Origin of the sequence: Pseudomonas sp. B21-032 (assembly GCF_024748965.1) — a bacterium.
GTDB lineage: Bacteria > Pseudomonadota > Gammaproteobacteria > Pseudomonadales > Pseudomonadaceae > Aquipseudomonas.
Genome location: NZ_CP087180.1, coordinates 773,236 through 788,534 on the forward strand (window position 1 = coordinate 773,236; position 15,299 = coordinate 788,534).

At 63.3% G+C, this 15,299-nt stretch carries 16 protein-coding genes; 10 read left to right on the plus strand and 6 right to left on the minus strand.

Going from position 1 to position 15,299, the window contains the following annotated elements:
* Positions 1–2: 2 nt before the first annotated feature.
* Together trmA and LOY54_RS03400 are read right to left on the minus strand one after the other, a co-directional pair.
* Positions 3–1,088: a tRNA (uridine(54)-C5)-methyltransferase TrmA gene (gene trmA / locus LOY54_RS03395; protein ID WP_258609270.1), complete on the minus strand. Its 1,086-nt coding sequence runs from the start codon at positions 1,086–1,088 to the stop codon at positions 3–5.
* Entirely contained in the window at positions 1,085–2,380 is a 1,296-nt protein-coding gene (locus tag LOY54_RS03400; RefSeq protein WP_045195880.1) for an NCS2 family permease, read from the minus strand. Before LOY54_RS03400 ends, trmA begins: the two co-directional genes overlap by 4 nt.
* A 208-nt stretch (positions 2,381–2,588) precedes the next feature.
* On the opposite strand from LOY54_RS03400, the gene LOY54_RS03405 reads away from it, so the two are divergent.
* Positions 2,589–3,068 carry an N-acetyltransferase gene (locus LOY54_RS03405; protein WP_258596351.1) on the plus strand — a complete coding sequence of 160 codons (480 nt, stop codon included), beginning with the start codon at positions 2,589–2,591 and terminating at the stop codon, positions 3,066–3,068.
* Positions 3,069–3,106: 38 nt separating this feature from the next.
* The gene (locus LOY54_RS03410) at positions 3,107–3,655 is read left to right on the plus strand and encodes a DJ-1 family glyoxalase III (RefSeq protein ID WP_258609272.1); all 549 of its coding nucleotides are present in this window, start codon (positions 3,107–3,109) and stop codon (positions 3,653–3,655) included.
* Between the two features lie 32 nt (positions 3,656–3,687).
* Here LOY54_RS03410 and LOY54_RS03415 read toward each other — a convergent pair whose 3' ends face one another.
* Complete coding sequence (locus LOY54_RS03415) at positions 3,688–4,905, minus strand: MFS transporter (protein ID WP_045195887.1); 1,218 nt, start codon at positions 4,903–4,905, stop codon at positions 3,688–3,690.
* 361 nt (positions 4,906–5,266) lie between these two features.
* Between LOY54_RS03415 and LOY54_RS03420 the strand changes: the two genes are divergently transcribed.
* The 3 genes from LOY54_RS03420 to LOY54_RS03430 are packed head-to-tail and all read left to right on the plus strand — an operon-like array spanning position 5,267 to position 7,885.
* Positions 5,267–6,706, plus strand: a complete 1,440-nt coding sequence (locus tag LOY54_RS03420; RefSeq protein ID WP_045195889.1) for a cytochrome ubiquinol oxidase subunit I — start codon at positions 5,267–5,269, stop codon at positions 6,704–6,706.
* Positions 6,707–6,709: 3 nt separating this feature from the next.
* Complete coding sequence (gene cydB / locus LOY54_RS03425) at positions 6,710–7,717, plus strand: cytochrome d ubiquinol oxidase subunit II (RefSeq protein WP_045195891.1); 1,008 nt, start codon at positions 6,710–6,712, stop codon at positions 7,715–7,717.
* A 12-nt stretch (positions 7,718–7,729) separates the two neighbouring features.
* On the plus strand, positions 7,730–7,885 hold the full coding sequence (locus LOY54_RS03430; RefSeq protein WP_258609274.1) for a DUF2474 domain-containing protein: 156 nt from the start codon (positions 7,730–7,732) through the stop codon (positions 7,883–7,885).
* A gap of 120 nt (positions 7,886–8,005) precedes the next feature.
* On the opposite strand, the gene LOY54_RS03435 is transcribed toward LOY54_RS03430, so the two are convergent.
* Both LOY54_RS03435 and LOY54_RS03440 read right to left on the minus strand, forming a co-directional pair.
* Entirely contained in the window at positions 8,006–9,130 is a 1,125-nt protein-coding gene (locus tag LOY54_RS03435; RefSeq protein ID WP_258609282.1) for a methyltransferase, read from the minus strand.
* A gap of 94 nt (positions 9,131–9,224) precedes the next feature.
* Positions 9,225–9,929 (minus strand): autoinducer binding domain-containing protein, encoded by a 705-nt coding sequence (locus LOY54_RS03440; protein WP_258609284.1) that lies wholly within the window; start codon positions 9,927–9,929, stop codon positions 9,225–9,227.
* A 344-nt stretch (positions 9,930–10,273) separates the two neighbouring features.
* Between LOY54_RS03440 and LOY54_RS03445 the strand changes: the two genes are divergently transcribed.
* Positions 10,274–11,050: a ferredoxin--NADP reductase gene (locus LOY54_RS03445; protein WP_093387852.1), complete on the plus strand. Its 777-nt coding sequence runs from the start codon at positions 10,274–10,276 to the stop codon at positions 11,048–11,050.
* A gap of 48 nt (positions 11,051–11,098) precedes the next feature.
* On the opposite strand, the gene mscL is transcribed toward LOY54_RS03445, so the two are convergent.
* Positions 11,099–11,512 (minus strand): large-conductance mechanosensitive channel protein MscL, encoded by a 414-nt coding sequence (mscL, locus tag LOY54_RS03450; protein WP_213602487.1) that lies wholly within the window; start codon positions 11,510–11,512, stop codon positions 11,099–11,101.
* Positions 11,513–11,687: 175 nt separating this feature from the next.
* On the opposite strand from mscL, the gene radA reads away from it, so the two are divergent.
* The 4 genes from radA to LOY54_RS03470 all read left to right on the plus strand — a co-directional run bounded on the left by radA (position 11,688) and on the right by LOY54_RS03470 (position 15,265).
* A complete protein-coding gene (gene radA, locus LOY54_RS03455; protein WP_045195900.1) occupies positions 11,688–13,055 on the plus strand; it encodes a DNA repair protein RadA in 1,368 nt (455 codons plus the stop codon).
* A 105-nt stretch (positions 13,056–13,160) separates the two neighbouring features.
* Positions 13,161–13,664, plus strand: coding sequence for an RNA polymerase sigma factor (locus LOY54_RS03460; protein WP_045195901.1), 504 nt, complete (start codon positions 13,161–13,163; stop codon positions 13,662–13,664).
* A gap of 68 nt (positions 13,665–13,732) precedes the next feature.
* Positions 13,733–14,731: a FecR domain-containing protein gene (locus tag LOY54_RS03465; protein WP_258609286.1), complete on the plus strand. Its 999-nt coding sequence runs from the start codon at positions 13,733–13,735 to the stop codon at positions 14,729–14,731.
* A 75-nt stretch (positions 14,732–14,806) separates the two neighbouring features.
* On the plus strand, positions 14,807–15,265 hold the full coding sequence (locus tag LOY54_RS03470; protein WP_258609288.1) for a hypothetical protein: 459 nt from the start codon (positions 14,807–14,809) through the stop codon (positions 15,263–15,265).
* Positions 15,266–15,299 lie beyond the last annotated feature (34 nt).

A 15,299-nucleotide genomic window follows, 5' to 3' on the forward strand; every position in this document is an offset into this window, starting at 1 on the left:
CTTCAACGGCGAACCAGCAACACCCCGCTCTCCATGTGATGGGTATACGGGAACTGGTCAAACAACGCACAGCGCTCGATGCGATGGGTGTCGTGCAACTGGGCGATGTTGGCCGCCAGGGTTTGCGGGTTGCAGGAGATGTACAGGATGTTGTCGAAGCGCCGGGTCAGCTCGCAGGTATCCGGGTCCATGCCGGCGCGCGGCGGGTCGACGAACACGCTGGCGAACTGGTAGCTCTTGAGGTCAATGCCTTCGAGGCGGCGGAACGGACGCACTTCGTTCAGCGCTTCGGTCAGCTCTTCAGCCGACAGACGCACCAGGCGCACGTTATCCACAGCGTTGTCGTCGAGGTTGTGCAGGGCGGCATTGACCGAGGTCTTGCTGATCTCGGTGGCCAGTACCTTGCGCACCCGGGTGGCCAGCGGCAGGGTAAAGTTGCCGTTGCCGCAGTACAGCTCGAGCAGATCGTCCTGGCGCTCGCCCAGGGCTTCATAGGCCCAGTTGAGCATCTTCTGGTTGACCGCGCCGTTGGGCTGGGTGAAGGCGCCTTCAGGCTGGCGGTAGCGGAAGGTGCGCCCGGCAATCTGCAGCTCTTCGACCGCGTAATCGCGGCCGATCACCACGCGCTTGCCCTTGGAGCGGCCGATGATGCTCACGCCCAGGTCGCTGGCCAGTTGCTGCGCGGCGCGCTCCCAGTGCTCGTCCAGCGGACGGTGATAGCACAGGGTGATCATTGCATCGCCTGCCAGGGTGGTGAGGAACTCCACCTGGAACAGCTTGAAGCTCAACGCCGAGCTGGCCTGCCAGGCGGCCTTGAGCCGTGGCATCAGGTCGTTGATCTGCAGACTGGCAATCGGGAAGTCTTCGATCAGGATCGGCGTGTGTTTCTCGCCCGGGGCGAACATCGCGTAGAAGCGCTGCTCGTTTTCGCGCCACAGGCGGAACTCGGCGCGCAGGCGATAGTGCTCGCGCGCCGAGTCGAATACCGCAGGCTCGGGCGCCGCGAACGGCGCCAGCAGCTCGCGCAGGCGCGCGACCTTGGCGTCGAGCTGCTGGGTGTAGGTCGAAGGGTCGAAGACAGCACTCATGCGTTGAACCAGCCCAGTTTGATAACGAACAGGACCGAGAGGATCACCAGTGCCGCGTTGAGGTCACGGGCGCGGCCGGAAAGCAGCTTGATCGCGGTCCAGGCAATGAAACCGAAGGCGATGCCGTTGGCGATCGAGTAGGTCAGCGGCATGGCCAGGGCAGTGACCACCACCGGCGCGGCTTCGGTAATGTCGTCCCAGTTTATTTCAGCCAGGCCCGAAGCCATCAACACGGCGACGAACAACAGCGCCGGTGCCGTGGCGAAGGCAGGCACGCTGCCGGCCAGCGGTGCGAAGAACAGCGCCAGCAGGAACAGAATGGCTACCACGATGGCGGTCAGGCCGGTGCGGCCACCGGCGCTGACGCCGGCTGCAGATTCGATGTAGCTGGTGGTGGTCGAGGTGCCCAGCAGGGAACCGGCCATCGCCGCGGTGCTGTCGGCGATCAGCGCCCGGCCCATTTTCGGCATGTGGCCGTCCTTGCGCATCAGGCCGGCGCGCTTGGCGACGCCGATCAGGGTGCCGGAGTTGTCGAACAGGTCGACGAACAGGAAGGCGAAAATCACGCTGATCAGGCCGACGTCCAGCGCGCCCTTGATGTCCAGCTGCAGGAAGGTCGGCGCCAGCGACGGCGGCATCGACACCACGCCGTTGAATGGAGTCACGCCCAGGGCGATCGAGGCCACGGTCACCGCCAGGATGCCGATCAGCACCGCGCCGCGGACCTTCATGGCCTCCAGCGCAACGATCAGGAAGAAGCCCAGGGTGGCGAGGATCGGCGCCGGTTTCTTGAGGTCACCGAGGCCCACCAGGGTGGCCTGGTTATCGACGACGATGCCGGCGTTATGCAGGGCGATCAGCGCCAGGAACAGGCCAATACCGGCGGCAATTGCCGAACGCAGCGGCAACGGGATGCTGTTGACGATCCATTCGCGGATGCGAAAGATCGACAGCAGGAAGAAGCACACCGCCGAGATGAACACCGCGCCCAAGGCCACCTGCCAGGTGTGGCCCATGTGCAGGACCACGGTGTAGGTGAAGAAGGCGTTCAGGCCCATGCCCGGTGCCAGAGCGATCGGGTAGTTGGCGATCAGGCCCATGGTGGTCGAGCCGATGGCCGCTGCCAGGCAGGTGGCGACGAACAGCGCGCCCTTGTCCATGCCGGTCTCGCCGAGAATGCTCGGGTTGACGAACAGGATGTAGGCCATGGCCAGGAAGGTGGTCACGCCCGCGAGAATCTCGGTGCGGACATTGGTGTCGTGTGCTTTTAGTTGAAACAGCCTTTCCAGCATGCCTGCTCCCCGTGGCGCTCCCGGCGCCGTGAATGTATCGACCCAGTTAGCAAAGCACAGACTGTACCGGGAGACTGTGGTTTTTCCCTGGGTCGGAAAAAAGCCGCGCATCATACCAGCATGCTCGGGCAGCGGTAATTAATGTCGCGATACACTGCAGATATCTGCAGGTTCTGCGCCGTTCCCCCCATCCCGAGTTGACCATGCTGTGCACCTGACCGACTACCGCGACCTTAACCCGGCCCAGCGCGAGCAACTGCTCGACATCCAGGTGCGGCCTGAGCAACTGCGCTTTGCCGGCGATATGGCTAGCGCCTTGTACACCCTGCAAAGTGGCGACAGCCCCGACCGGCGTGGCGTGGCGCTGCTGCTGGACAACCTGCCGCGGGCCTTCTTGCTGCTTCAGCGCGGGGTGTTCCTGGCGCCCTGGGCCCGGGCCGATGCGGCGACGATCAATGCCTTGCAAGTCGATCAGCGCTTGCAGGGCCAGGGCCTGGGGCGATTTTTCATGCAGGCGTTGCCGGGCCTGGTGCGCGAGGCGTGGCCCGAGGTGCGCTGCCTGCAGCTTTCTGTAGACCGGGACAACCACGCCGCCCTGGCGCTGTACCTGGCCAGCGGCTGGGTCGACAGCGGCGATGGCTACCGCGCGCGCCAGGGCCACGAGCGTCAACTGACCCTGTTGCTGTGAGCGACTAAGCTTGTGGGATACCCGGCGGAGAGCAGTTGATGACCCACAGAGCCCTGATCGTAGTCGCCGAAGGCGTGGATGACCTGCAGAGCGTGACCCTGATCGACGTGCTGCGCCGCGCCGAGATCGAAGTGGTGGTGGCCAGTATCGAAGGCCGGCGGATGCTCACCTGTGCCCGCGGCACGCGCTTGACCGCCGACGGCATGCTGGTCGACCTGCTGGCCCAGCCGTTCGACCTGATGGTCTTGCCCGGGGGCGAAAAAGGCGCACAGCACATGGCCGCGCACCAACCACTGGCGCAGCAGGTCAAGGATCAGGCCAGGGCCGGCAAGTTTTTTGCCGCGATCGGCGAAGCGCCGTTGGCGCTGCAGGCCTGTGGTGTGTTGCGCCAGCGACGCATGACCTGTGACCCGGCTGTCAGCCAGGGGTTGTCCGGGTGCAGCTTTGTCGATCAGCCGGTGGTGGTGGACGGTAATTGCATCACCGCCCAGGGGTCGGCGGCGGCGCTGGAATTTGCCCTGGTGTTGGTCGAGCAACTGGAGGGCAGGGTGCTGCGCAAGCGGGTGGCGGCTGAGCTGCGGGTGTGACTATCGCGGGGCAAGCCCGCTCCCACAGGCCCTCACTGCTTATGCATATGATCGCGCCCAGCCAGGGTCGGAAACAGCTTGATCCACACCCCGGTCACCAGCAGCGTGCCGACCCCGCCCAGCACTACCGCCGGTACCGTGCCGAACCAGTGCGCAGTCACTCCTGACTCGAACTCGCCAAGCTGGTTCGAGGCGCCGATGAACAGCCCGTTCACCGCGCTGACCCGGCCGCGCATTTCATCCGGTGTTTCCAGCTGCACGAAGGCACCGCGTATTACCATGCTGATCATGTCGGCGGCGCCCAGCACCGCCAGCACGGCGAGGGAAAACCAGAACGAAGTGGACAGGCCAAAGGCAATGGTCGCCACCCCGAACACGCCGACAGCGGTAAACATCACCCGCCCGACCTTGCGCTCCACCGGAAAGCGCGCCAGCCACAGCGACATCAGCAGGGCGCCCACCGCCGGCGCCGAGCGCAGCAGGCCCAGGCCCCAGGGGCCGGTCAGCAGGATGTCCTTGGCAAACACCGGCAACAGCGCGGTGGCGCCGCCCAGCAGCACGGCGAACAGGTCCAGGGAGATCGCCCCGAGGATGTCCGGGCGGCTGCGGATAAAGCGAATGCCGGCCATCAACGATTCGAGGCTGGCGCGGCCCTGGTTGCCTGGTTGCTGGCGCGACACCAGGCCCAGGGTCAACACGCAGGCAATCAGGTACAACGCTACCGTCGGCCCGTACACCCAGACGCTGCCAAAGGCATAGAGAAAACCGCCCACCGCCGGCGCGACGATGGTCGCCGCCTGCATCGCCGAGGCAGAAGCAGCCACGGCACGTGGAAACAGCTCGGAGGGCACCACATTGGGCAGCAGCGCCTGGGTCGCCGGCATTTCAAAGGAGCGTGCGCTACCGAGCAAGAACGCCAGCAGGAAGATCAGTTCGCGGCTGACGCTGTGGGTGCTGCTGGCGACCACCAGCACCAGGGCGATCATGGCCTGGGCACTCTGGCACAGGGCGGCGACCCGGCGCCGGTCATAGCGGTCGGCGACGTGTCCGGTGTGCAGCATGAACAGCACCCGCGGGGCGAATTCCACCAGGCCCACCAGGCCCAGGTCGAGGACATTGCCGGTCAATTGGTAGAGGTGCCAGCCGATCGCCACGGTAAGCATCTGAAAGCCGCTGGCGGTAAATACCCGGGCCAGCCAGAAGGCCAGGAAGGGACGGTGATGACGCAGCAGCAAAACGGGGTCTGACATCGGCGAAACAGAGCCTCGGCGCAGGGATCGACGCTGCAGGTTATCACCACTTTGTAACAGCAGGTTGCGAGGAATGGCACCTGTGTGCGGTAAGCGCACTGTTTTGGGGCGCGGTAAAGGGGGTGAGACAACCGGTCACGCGGCAATCAACCACACAAGCGCACAGCCCGTTCAGGACTATCCTTTCAGGCATCCGTTGATCTGGATCAATTGTTTCATTTGCAACGGCATGGCCAGACGGCCGAATTCCCTGCGATGTGATGTTTACAGAACAATTCCAACTTGCCGCACTCAACTACCGTGGGGGCAGTTGGCGCCAAGGCCACCGCCTGACGCCGGATTACCTGACAGAGGAAGCACTATGTTCGGATTAGAGGCTCTAGATCTCGCCCGAATTCAGTTCGCGTTTACCGTGTCCTTTCACATCCTGTTCCCGGCCATCACCATTGGCCTGGCGAGCTACTTGGCTGTTCTCGAAGGGCTGTGGCTGAAGAGCAACAACAGCGTCTACCGTGACCTTTACCATTTCTGGTCGAAAATCTTTGCCGTCAACTTCGGCATGGGGGTGGTCTCCGGCCTGGTCATGGCCTACCAGTTCGGCACCAACTGGAGCAAGTTCTCCGATTTCGCTGGCTCCGTCACCGGGCCGCTGCTCACTTACGAAGTTCTCACCGCCTTCTTCCTTGAAGCCGGTTTCCTTGGCGTCATGCTCTTTGGCTGGAACCGCGTGGGCCGTGGGCTGCACTTTTTCGCCACGGTCATGGTGGCCATCGGCACTTTGATCTCGACCTTCTGGATCCTCGCCTCCAACAGCTGGATGCAGACCCCCCAGGGCTACGAAATCGTCAACGGCGTCGTCGTGCCGGTGGACTGGTTCGCGGTGATCTTCAACCCGTCGTTCCCTTACCGCCTGGCGCACATGGCGACTGCCGCCTTTGTTGCTACAGCGTTCTTCGTCGGCGCCTCGGCCGCCTGGCACTTGCTGCGCGGCCGCGATAACCCGGCGATTCGCAAGATGCTTTCGATGGCCATGTGGATGGCCCTGATCGTCGCCCCGGTACAAGCGGTGATCGGCGACTTCCACGGCCTCAATACCCTCAAGCACCAGCCGGTGAAAATCGCTGCTATCGAAGGCCACTGGGAAAACAAGCCAGGCGAACCGACCCCGCTGATCCTCTTCGGTATCCCCGACATGGAAGCCGAGACCACCCGCTTCAAGGTGGAAATCCCGGCGCTGGGCAGCCTGATCCTGACCCACAGCCTGGACAAGCAAGTGCCGGCGATGAAGGAGTTTCCGAAAGAAGACCGGCCTAACTCGACCATCGTCTTCTGGTCGTTCCGGGTCATGGTCGGCCTTGGCATGCTGATGATCTTCGTCGGCCTCTGGAGCCTGTGGCTGCGCAAGAGCGACAAGCTCTACAGCTCGCGGCCGTTCCTGTACCTGACCTTGTGGATGGGCCCCTCCGGCCTGATCGCGATCCTCGCCGGCTGGTTCACCACCGAGATCGGTCGCCAGCCCTGGGTGGTCTACGGCCTGATGCGCACCGCCGATGGCGCCTCGAACCACAGCTACGGCCAGCTCGGCCTGACCCTGGTGATGTTCGTGGTGGTCTACTTCGCGCTGTTCGGTACCGGCCTTGGCTACATGATGCGCCTGGTGCGCAAAGGGCCGAAAACCGGTGAAGGCGACGAGACCAACCCGGGTGGCCCCGGCCAGCAACGCACCCCGGCACGGCCGCTGTCTGCCGCCGATGACGATCATGACAATGGCGAGCACGCCAGCCTGAACAAGGGGAACTGAACCATGGGTGTTGATCTTCCGCTTATCTGGGCCATCATCATCATCTTCGGCATCATGATGTATGTGGTCATGGACGGCTTTGACCTTGGCATCGGCATCCTCTTCCCGTTCGTCAAGGGCGAGCAAGACCGCGATGTGATGATGAACACTGTCGCCCCGGTCTGGGACGGTAACGAAACCTGGCTGGTGCTCGGTGGTGCGGCGCTGTTCGGCGCCTTCCCGCTGGCCTACGCCGTGGTGCTTTCAGCGCTGTACCTGCCGTTGATGCTGATGCTGATCGGGCTGATCTTTCGCGGCGTGGCCTTCGAGTTCCGCTTCAAGGCCACTGCAGCCAAGCGTCACCTGTGGGACAAGGCCTTCATCGGCGGCTCGCTGGCGGCTACCTTCTTCCAGGGCGTGGCCCTGGGCGCCTTCATCGAAGGCTTTGAGGTGGTCGATCGCAGCTACGCTGGCGGCAGCCTCGACTGGCTGACCCCGTTCAGCCTGTTCTGCGGCCTGGGCCTGATCGTTGCCTACGCCTTGCTCGGCTGCACCTGGCTGATCATGAAGACCGAAGGCAAGCTGCAACTGCAGATGCACGACCTGGCGCGGCCGCTGGCCCTGGTGCTGCTGGCGGTGACCGGCATCGTCAGTATCTGGACGCCGCTGGCCCACCCGGACATTGCCGAGCGCTGGTTCAGCCTGCCCAACCTGTTCTGGTTCCTGCCGGTACCGATCCTGGTCCTGGTAACCCTTTACGGTTTGCTCCGGGCGGTGGCGCGTAACGCACACTACACCCCGTTCCTGCTGACCCTGGTGTTGATCTTCCTCGGCTACAGCGGCCTGGGCATCAGCTTGTGGCCGAACATCATCCCGCCGTCGATCTCGATCTGGGACGCTGCCGCGCCGCCGCAAAGCCAGGGCTTCATGCTGGTCGGGACCTTGTTCATCATCCCGTTCATCCTCGGTTACACCTTCTGGAGCTACTACGTGTTCCGCGGCAAGGTGACCCACGAAGATGGCTACCACTAGGGGAGCATGGCAATGACTGGCAACGGCACGATTGACGAAGAGAAGAAACCGCTCTGGCAGCGCCTGGGCTGGTTGGTGGCGATCTGGGTCGGCAGCGTGGTGAGCCTGGCCCTGGTCGCCTGGCTGATGCGCCTGTTCATGAGTGCGGCCGGATTGAGCACGCACTGAAACGAAATTTCCCATCCCGCCTTGCGGCGGATTTACAGCCCTTCGCAGCATCAGCTGCGGAGGGTTTTTTTTGCCCTGTGGGAGCGGCTTGACCCGCGACTCAGGCGACGCGGTACTGGCCTATTTACGCGCCTTGAGCACCACGAACTTGGGCGTCGCCGCCACCTGCTCGACCCCACGGAACAAGCGCGCCAGCTTGCTGTGATAACCCAGGTGGCGATTGCCGACGATATACAGCGCACCACCGACCACCAGCGCCTCGCGCGCTTGCTGGAACATCCGCCAGGCGAGGAAGTCACCGACTACCTGCTGTTGATGGAACGGCGGATTGCACAGCACCACATCCAGCGACTGCGCTGGCTGCCCGGCCAGGCCGTCGTCGGCGCGCACCGTGACTTCACGCGGGCTCAACGCCGCCTGCCAGTTTTCCAGTGCCGACTGCACGGCCATGTATGACTCGTCGACCAGGGTGTACTGCGCCTGCGGGTTGGCCAGGGCGCTGGCGATGGCCAGCACGCCATTGCCGCAACCGAGGTCCGCGACCCGTGCATCGCCGAGGTCCTTGGGCAGGTGCGGCAGGAACGCCCGGGTGCCGATGTCCAGGCCTTCGCGGCAGAACACGTTGGCGTGGTTGAGCAGCACCAGGGGGGGCGCGTCGAGTTGGTAGCGGGTCGGGTAGGGCGAAACGAACGCCGGCTTGGCCTCGAAGGTGGCAATCAGCAGCCGGGCCTTTTTCTGCGCCAGCGATGCCTGCACCGGGCCGATGTATTTCTCCAGTAAATCGCCAGCAGCCCGTGGCAGGTGCTTGATCATGGCCCCGGCAACAACCTGGGCACCGGGCGCCAGTTGGCCTTGCAGGCGAATCAGTTGCTCTTCGAGCAGGGCAAGAGTCTTTGGCACGCGTACCAGTACCCGGTCGAACGGGCCTTGCCAGGTGCTACTGGCCGCCACGAACGGCACCGCGTCGAAGGCCAGGCCATTGCGCACCAGGTTCTTTTCCAGGGCCAGATGCGCCAGGTGCGAGTCGCCGCTGCTGAGCACCGAGACATGCGGCGCCAGGCTGATGGCCAGGGCGCCGAAGCTATCGTTGAGCACCAGTACCCGGGTATCGGCGGCAGGTGCCTGCGCGGCCAGGTGCTCCAGCAGGTACTCGTCGGCAGCATCGAAGGCTTGCAGGGGGTCGTTGGCTTGTTCGGGCTGGCGAAGCAGGTCGAGTTCGGCGAAGGGGCTGGTCAGCAGGGGCATGGTGTAAGGCTCTGGGGCATTGATGTGCGTGCGCGCGGCGCGCTTTACAGGGCCGTGATTCTACCGTGCTTTGCGAAGGTACGGGGGCGTTGGCTCAGATCATGCCACGCATCGCCGCAATGGCGATTGCGCCGGCTTTGTTGCTGGCGTTGGTTTTGGTGATGATGCTGCGGATGTGAAAGTTCACCGTGCTCTGCGACAGCGAGAGGATGCAGGCGATGTCGGCGGCGGTCTTGCCGGCGGCCGACCATTTGAGCACTTCGGTTTCCCGCTCCGAAAGGTTGTACGCCGGGGTTGCTTGCCCGGGTTGGCGGTCAATCATCAGCGTGTGCAGCAGGTTGCACAGCCAGATGGTCTGGCCGGCCTTGTCATAGAGTTCGTCTAGATTGATTGCGCCCTGGCTGCGGGCGATGCTGAGGATGCTTTCGTTGTGACGCATGTCGTGGGCCGACTGGCTCCAGCCGTGGCGCAAGCCGAAGGATTTTGCCTCTTCGCGAAATTCCGGTGTCTCTCGGAACACATCATCGCACCACAGCAACGGCATCAGGGAGTGGTGGCAATGGGCGACGGTGGGATCGATGTCCACGTAGTTGCAACGTTGGTAGCGTTCGTTCCAGGCGTCGGGATAGTTGTTGAAGAATCGCATTTGCGGCGCGAAAGTGGCGATCTGCACGCGCATGCCGAAACACAGGTACTCCATGTCCAGTTGCTGGGCCAGGGAAACCGCCAGGTCAAACATCCGTTGTTCATCGGTTTCGGCTAGCAACTGCTCGAGTTGCTGTTCTTTCCAGTGCGGCATGGGGGCGATCTCAAGGGGGTGGATCCAAGATCTGGCAGGGTGCAAAGTAGTGTAGGAAATGTCCCACGGTTTTGTTGGGTTTTTTGGCTATAGAAATGTGAACATTTTGGCAGGCCTGTTCTTTAGCGATCTTCTTGATATCAGTTCGAAATCATTGGGCTATTACCGGCATCGTGCAGTGATTTTCTCCTGTCGCTGTTGAAGTGTTGTGACAAGGGGTTTTTCTCCCTTCGGCGTCGCTTGTGCTGCTGGTACCGCGCCCGCGGTTGATGCCACTACAAACCAACGGTGTTTATCCCTCGGCGTTTGCGCGACACTGGGGCATCTGTTTTTTGGAGCAAGCCATGACTGCCAGTGCTGAAAAGTTCACCCGCCAGACGCTGCTCGACGTCCAGCCGCTGACCCCCAGCCTGTTCAGCCTGCGGACCAGCCGCGACCAGGGCTTTCGTTTTCGTGCCGGGCAGTTCGCCCGTCTTGGGGTGACCAAGGCAGACGGTAGTGTGGTCTGGCGCGCCTATTCGATGGTGTCCTCACCGTTCGACGAGCATCTGGATTTCTTTTCCATCGTAGTGCCGGGCGGCGAATTCACCAGTGAGCTGAGCCGCCTGGGCGCCGGCGACAGCCTGCTGATCGATCGCCAGGCCTTCGGTTACCTGACCCTCGACCGCTTCGTTGATGGCCGCGACCTCTGGCTGCTGGCGACCGGCACCGGTATCGCGCCATTCCTGTCGATCCTCCAGGACTTCGAAGTGTGGGAGCGATTCGAGTCGATCAAACTGGTTTATTCGGTGCGTGAGGCCCGCGAGCTGGCCTACCTGGATTTGATCGCCGGCCTGGAGCAGCGCGACTACCTGGCCGAGTACGCCGGCAAGTTGCAGTTCATCCCGATCGTCACCCGCGAGCAGCATCCGGGAGCGCTGAACCAGCGCATTACCACCCTGATCGAGAACGGCGAGCTTGAACGCGCGGCGGGCCTGGCGCTGACTCCGGAACATTCGCGGGTAATGCTCTGTGGCAACCCGCAGATGATCGACGACACCCGCAAAGTGCTCAAGCAGCGCGACATGAACCTCAGCCTCAGCCGCCGCCCCGGTCAGGTCGCGGTCGAGACCTACTGGTAAGCGCCAACAAAAACGGCGCCCGCAGGCGCCGTTTTTTTAGCCCTGGGTTCAGGGTTGCCGATTCTGCGACTTGAGCAGGTCGCGAATTTCGGTGAGCAGCTCTTCTTCTTTGGTCGGCACCGGCGGCAGGGTCGGCGCGGCGGCTTCTTCGCGTTTCAGGCGGTTGATGACCTTGACGCCCATGAAAATCGCGAAGGCGACGATGATGAAGTCGAGGATAGTCTGAATGAATTTGCCGTAGGCCAGCACCACCGCCGGTATGTCGCCTTCGGCGGCCTTGAGGGTGACCGCCAGGTCGCTGAAATCGACGCCGCCGATCAGCAAACCGATCGGTGGCATGATCACGTCACCTACAAAAGATGAAACGATTTTGCCAAAGGCGGCGCCGATAATGATACCGACGGCCATATCGACGACATTCCCTTTGACCGCGAAGGCCTTGAATTCATTGAGCACGCCCATGGTTTATTCCTTGTAACAGATGAGTTGGGTAAACGCAGTGTAATTCAGCTACGCGCTTCATGCTCCGCGCTGCTGCAACAGACTGCGGTTATACCGAATAGTTTTGTCGTTTTCTCTGCCCGCCGGGGCGCCCGAGGTCGGCTATGATGGTGCCTTTTTCCAGAGGACCGTCCCCATGGCCAAGGCCAAGCGCATGTACGGCTGCACCGAGTGCGGCGCGACCTTTCCGAAATGGGCCGGGCAATGCGCTGAATGCGGTGCCTGGAACACCCTGGTCGAGACCGTGCTCGAGAGTGGCGCGGCCGCAGCACCGAGCGGGCGCACCGGCTGGGCCGGGCAGCAGGCGCAGATCAAGACCCTGGCCGAAGTCAGTGTCGAGGAAATCCCGCGCTTCACTACCGCCAGTGCCGAACTCGACCGGGTACTCGGCGGCGGCCTGGTCGACGGTTCGGTGGTGCTGATCGGTGGTGATCCGGGCATCGGCAAGTCGACCATCCTCCTGCAGACCCTGTGCAACATCGCTACGCGCATGCCGGCGCTGTACGTCACCGGCGAAGAGTCCCAGCAGCAGGTGGCGATGCGCGCCCGGCGCCTGGGCCTGCCCCAGGACAAGCTGCGGGTGATGACCGAAACCTGTATCGAAACCATCATCGCCACCGCCCGGCTGGAGAAGCCCAAGGTGATGGTCATAGACTCGATCCAGACCATCTTCACCGAGCAGTTGCAGTCGGCGCCTGGCGGTGTTTCCCAGGTGCGCGAAAGCGCAGCCTTGCTGGTGCGTTATGCCAAGCAGAGCGGCACGGCGATCTTCCTCGTCGGTCACGTGACCAAGGAAGGCGCGCTGGCCGGGCCACGGGTGCTCGAGCACATGGTCGATACCGTGCTGTATTTCGAGGGCGAATCCGACGGCCGCTTGCGTTTGCTGCGCGCGGTGAAAAACCGTTTTGGCGCGGTCAACGAGCTGGGCGTGTTCGGCATGACCGACCGTGGCCTGAAGGAAGTCTCCAACCCCTCGGCGATCTTTCTTACGCGTGCTCAGGAAGAAGTACCGGGCAGCGTGGTCATGGCCACCTGGGAAGGTACCCGGCCGATGCTGGTGGAGGTTCAGGCCCTGGTCGACGACAGCCACCTGTCCAACCCGCGGCGGGTCACCCTGGGCCTGGACCAGAACCGCCTGGCCATGCTGCTGGCGGTGCTGCATCGCCATGGCGGCATCCCTACCCATGACCAGGACGTGTTCCTCAACGTGGTCGGCGGGGTCAAGGTGCTGGAGACGGCCTCCGACCTGGCGCTGATGGCGGCGATCATGTCCAGCCTGCGCAACCGCCCGCTGGACAACGGCCTGCTGGTGTTTGGCGAGGTTGGCTTGTCTGGCGAAGTGCGCCCGGTGCCGAGCGGCCAGGAGCGTTTGAAGGAAGCGGCCAAGCATGGCTTCAAGCGCGCCATCGTGCCCAAGGGCAACGCCCCAAAGGAAGCGCCGCCTGGGCTGCAGGTGATTGCCGTGACCCGCCTTGAACAGGCGCTGGACGCGCTGTTCGAGTGATCTTCGCATCCCGGCACGTGCAAGGCGTGCCGGGGTGAAGTTGCAACTGATTCTCACTAACGAGTAGCATACCGCCTTCTTTCCGGCCATCCACAGGGAGTTCGCGTGGCGGAGTCCGACTTGAAGCGGCTGTTCCTCAAGCACGCGAAAACCTTGCAGGGGTTGCTGACGCGCAAGGTGCGTGACCCGCAGCTGGCTGCCGACCTGGTGCAGGAAAGTTTCCTGCGCCTGGCCGAGCAACAGGGCCGCGAACGAATCGACAACACCCCGGCCTACCTGTATCGCACCGCGCACAACCTGATGATCGATCATGTGCGCCAGCAGCAACGGCGCAAGACCGATTCGGTGCCCCACGAAGCACTGGAAACCATCGTCGAAGACAGCCCGGGCCTGGACGAAAACGCCGCCACCGAGCAGCACATGCGCCGCCTGCGCCGGGCCCTGGCCGACTTGCCGCCACGCACCCAGGAAGTGTTTCGTCTGAACCGCCTTGAGGGCATGACCCACGCAGAGGTGGCGCGGGCGCTGGATATTTCCGACAGCTCGGTACAGAAGCATCTGGCCAAGGCCCTGGCCTATGTGATGCAGTGTCTGCAGGAACCAGGATGACGAACGGTTTACTGGGAAATGCGCCTTCAGACGTCAGCACTCACATAACCAGAATTCGAGAGAACCGTGTGACCAGCCAGAACTCGCCAGAGCAAGCCATTCGCGAGCAGGCCGCCGAGTGGGCGGTGCTGCGCTGCGCCGGCCCGTTGAACCCCGAGCAGACGCAGGCGCTGGCGCGCTGGCTGGCCTGTGATCCGCGCCATGCCCAGGCGCTGGATTTTGCCCAGGCGACCTGGGCTGATCTCGGCCGTCTTGGGCGCATTCACCAGTCCGCGCCAATGGCAGCCCCGGCGCTGGCTCGGCCACTGGCCGGGCGTCGGCGCCGTTCACGCCTGCGCTGGGCGCTGAGTACGGCGGCGTTGCTGGTGCTGGCGGTAGTGGGCGTGGAGCAGGCGCCGAACTTGGCGCTGGCATTGCGCGCCGACTACGCCACGGCCAAGGGTGAAGTTCGCCAGGTGACGCTGCCCGATGGCAGCCAGGTCGACCTCGACAGCCAGAGTGGCATCGAGCTGGTTTATAACGACAGCGAGCGCCGCGTGCGCCTGTTGGCCGGTGAAGCAGTGTTCACCGTTGCAGCGGTTTCTGGCGCTGAACAACGGCCCTTTGTGGTCGAGCGGGCAGGGGGCAGCAGTCGCGCCCTGGGCACGCGTTTCGTGGTGGGCCCCGAGCCTGACGGCGGCACCTGGGTCGGCATGCTCGAACACAGTGTTGCCGTGACCTTGCAGGCCAGCCCGCAAGCGGGCAGTTCCGAGCAGGTGCTCAAGGAAGGCCAAAGCCTGCGCTACGACGCCGCCCATGGCATTCGCCCATGGCCTGAGCAGGACGTGCGTCGCGCCAGCGCCTGGCAGCGCGGCGTGCTGGTGTTCGAGCGCGAACCGCTGGCCGAGGTGGCCGCACAGCTCAATCGCTATCGCAGCGGTCATGTGCTGATCAGCGACCAGGCCCTGGCCCGGCGTGAGGTCAGCGGCATGTTTCGCCTGGATAACCTCGATGCCGCGCTGGCCATGCTGACTGAAGAGCTCAAGGCCAGCCGCCTCGACCTGCCCGGGCTGACGCTGATCTATTGATCGCTGCGCCGGCGATTGTCGGTCGCGCTGTTTTCCACGAAACTGGCGTTTTGACGACGATCTCAAGGCAGGGATATGGCCAGTGGTTTTCTCGCGTGTGTTGCTTCATCCATCTGTGGCGCCTTGCTGTTCGGAGTGTCCAGCACTCACGTGCTGGCGGCCGACGACCTGGTGCAATTCGATCCCGCTACGTGCGAGTTCGGCGCAAAGCTTGAGCCGTACTACGACAAGGCCATCGCCAAACGTCAGGCGTTGCCTGCCCAGGCGCAGGAAGAGGAGGTGAGCTACCCGGTCGATCTGCCCTTCCACGGCATCAAGGTCACAGCGGTGTTCATCGGCTATGAATGGCACGGGATCTACTTTGATGCGCCGCCCGAGCAGGTGCGTTCGCTGTTTCGCCAACTGGGCTACCGCGTGGCCGAAGACGGTGACATGTCGGCCAGTGGTGATGAGGTCGCGGTCACCGCATCGATCATCGAAACCAGCGACAAGGCCCGCCAACAAGGGCTGTCGGCGCTCACCTGCGGCGTCTGAAACAAGCACCCTGAAATTCTTTTGAATTTTCGTT